Annotated in this window: 1 protein-coding gene; it reads right to left on the minus strand. The window is 31.4% G+C overall.

Features of this window, described 5'->3' with window-relative positions; genetic code table 11:
* Positions 1-162: 162 nt before the first annotated feature.
* Complete coding sequence (locus P9B04_RS18555) at positions 163-2,979, minus strand: P-loop NTPase fold protein (protein WP_342056461.1); 2,817 nt, start codon at positions 2,977-2,979, stop codon at positions 163-165.
* Positions 2,980-3,031: the final 52 nt, after the last annotated feature.

Genomic DNA, 3,031 nt, shown 5'->3' on the forward strand with positions numbered 1-3,031 from the left:
TTGGCCTAAGTTTTCGCAGCGAGTGACCCCTGGCTTTTTGAGAAGATACCTAAATCAGACTCTCTTATTCTAATTGATTGTTATTGTTTAGAATGAGTTTAAGGAAATTTTAATTTAATGATTATGGAAAAAGCAAGAATTTAACCTTTTCTTTTTCCATTGTTATTGTCCCACTGATAAGTTTTTCCATGTCTCTATTTTTTCTGTTTCATCTAATGGGTTTTCGCTGGAATAATCATCGGGATCATAGCCAAGATCACTAACAAAAGAAAATGATATAATCAAACTAAAGGCACGACGACTAATGGAAAATTGTTTAAAATGCTCACCTAAAGTCCGTTTTAGATCGTTGGTAAAGCGTCGCCATTCCCGTTGAAAATAATAGTCATTTTTTGCGGTTTGGGGTTTTATTTTATCAAGGATTTCTGTTTCAAAATTAATATCTTTTAGTTGAGCATTCTCTATTAATTTTTCCCCTTGACCATTATTATAAAATGTTCTTTCTTCTAGTAAAACATCGATTTCATCAAACAGGTAACGCATAAAGTTGGGATAACGTCCTGATAGAGCAAGAAAAGCGATAACAATTCGTTTTTCTTCAATGGTTGTATCCTGTTTAGGTTTAGACCAAATAATTTGCAGAATTTTGGTAATATTGATTAATCTTTTTGCAGTTCTGGGGGTTATATCAACTGGTTTACAACATTTTATTAAAATATCTAATAAAGTTGGATCAAAGTCTGTAGTTTCTGTTGATGTCTGTATATATTTAAAATTTTCATTTTCTGAAGATTTTTTAGGTTGAGTTTTTAGGTCAACTTGTTTATTATTATCTTGTTCATTTTTAGAATTATTTTTATTAGCATCGTTGTCTTTCTCTTCTACTGAATTATCATTTTCTTGATCATTAGTATTATTTACAGGAACAGACTTTGATTCATCTGTAGTATCTAATTTGTCTGATAAAGGCTCGGATATTTCTAGTTTATCATTATCTCTTTCAGTGTCTTTTTCTTTAACACTTTGCTCAGAAATTTGATTTTGTTGTGTATTCTTATCTTTATTAACAGCAACTTGAGAGGATAAATAGTTTTCCACATTTTCAGGAGAAATGGGACGCATTCTATAGGGAATTTGGATGATTTTTTCTAAGTAATCTAGTCCAGATGGTTTCCCTTTTCTTTTAAGAACTCCTGTATAAACTTGTTCTAAGGCACGGGAAATATAGCGATCGTCTATGGCTAAAACGACAATAAATAATTCTGTTTTTAATAATAACTGGACTGTTTCTAAGACTTCTACTACACGATCAGGAGGACAGCGATCGAGGTCATCAATATAAATAATAACTCGGGCTGGACCTCTGGGAAAAAGTTGTTTTAATGTCTCACGGTTATAGTCATTAACGGTTAAATGTCTAGACAGATCCTCAAGGTCTTTTTGTACTTGTCTCATCAGTCCTAAATGTTGTCCATAAGACTGATTTTCTAGCCTTCCTGTCACAAATTCCATTAAGGAAGAATAGTTAGCTGTAATACCTATGTTTTGACGCTTTTGGGCTACTTGCTGTTTAAGTTGGGCAACTTCTTTGACAAGATTATCACTTTTTTTACGTTCTTCTTTTAGTTCACTTTCTCGTTCACTTTTAACTTTTTTCCTCTCTTGTATCACTGCATCTAAATAAGGTTTAATGGCAGGAATTAAGGCAATAAAACTACTCAATAATTTATTGTTTTTTATAAACTCTGTAATTTCTGTTACTAAAGTGTTTAGCTGTTCATAATTTTCTATGATTTTTTTTATTTGAGCTATTAAAGCATTTAAAATCTCAGTTTGAGTGGATAAAACTAAGAGAAAACAAACCAGAAAAAGAGCAATCAACCCCGACCAACTGGTTATAGCTATTGGTACATTCTTTAATGTTTTCCCAGATGCTGAAATTTTCTCTATTTCTTTTTTGTTGAACTTTAAACGTAAAATAATATTAACTAAGGGTTTCCAGTAAGCAGCGTTAGCTTTACGAGAAATTTTATTATTTACCTCAACTTCAGCATTAGTTAAAGAACGTTGTAACTCTTTTTCTTTATCCTTTAGTTTTTGTTCTGCTTGTTGTAGTTGTTTAGTTTCTGTTGTTCTAACTTCATCTAAAGTTTGCCATAAATAGTTAGATACTTGTTGATCAGTGGTTAATTTTTGGAACTTTTCAAATGTTTTTTTATTCAGTTCTTGACGTAATAAAGCATTTCTTTCCTCTTCATTCATCATATAAAGACATTTCCAGATTTTCCCACCGTCTCTTAATGCTTCTCCATACTCATCAGACTGAGTATTTGATGAGGGTGGAGTATTAGAATTTTGTGGGTTTATTTTTTGCTCATTACTCCATCTTTTTAGCCATCCTTTCCAACGTCGATTACGAAATTGTAACCGTTTGGGAAATCCAGCAAAAAGGAAAAATAAAACATTCTCTATAATGGTTTCTATGGCATTAAACTGAGATGATGTCTCTATGAAAAAATAATAGTTTCTTATTTCTTCACCCCAGAAATCTAAAAAGGAGATTGGATTTTGAAAAAGATTCTCTAAATCAAACCTATCTGATGTAATTTTATCAATACCTTGACACCCAAAATATACTAGAAATAGGAAGATATAAGTAACAACAAAAACAATAAAAAAAGCAAGATGCCATAATGTTGAAACAATAATTAGGTCAACCCATCTTATACATTGTAGTGAGAAATAAATAACAGGACGAATTACATAATTATTAATCAATTTAGCCGCCTGAATTGCCCAACCCTTAATTTTCTTCCACGGATTATAAATAAACCGATATATCAGTAATGGTGAAGATGTTTCTTTATTTTGACTTACCTTTGAATTCTTAGTATTCTCAGAGTCAGTCTGAGAAAGAATCTTGCCTAACTGTTTCTCTAAACTAATCTGATGATTGAGTTCAAAAAAAATCTCCTGCATTAAACTCAGATCTTGCACCTGACGAGACAAAGTTCCAAACTATGTTCATAAA

Origin of the sequence: Crocosphaera sp. Alani8 (assembly GCF_038442745.1) — a bacterium.
In the GTDB taxonomy this organism is placed as follows: Bacteria; Cyanobacteriota; Cyanobacteriia; order Cyanobacteriales; family Microcystaceae; genus Crocosphaera.

Coding starts and splice junctions, on each gene's coding strand:
- P9B04_RS18555 (WP_342056461.1), bottom strand. CDS start 2,979: ATGCAGGAGATTTTTTTTGAACTCAATCATCAGATTAGTTTAGAGAAA.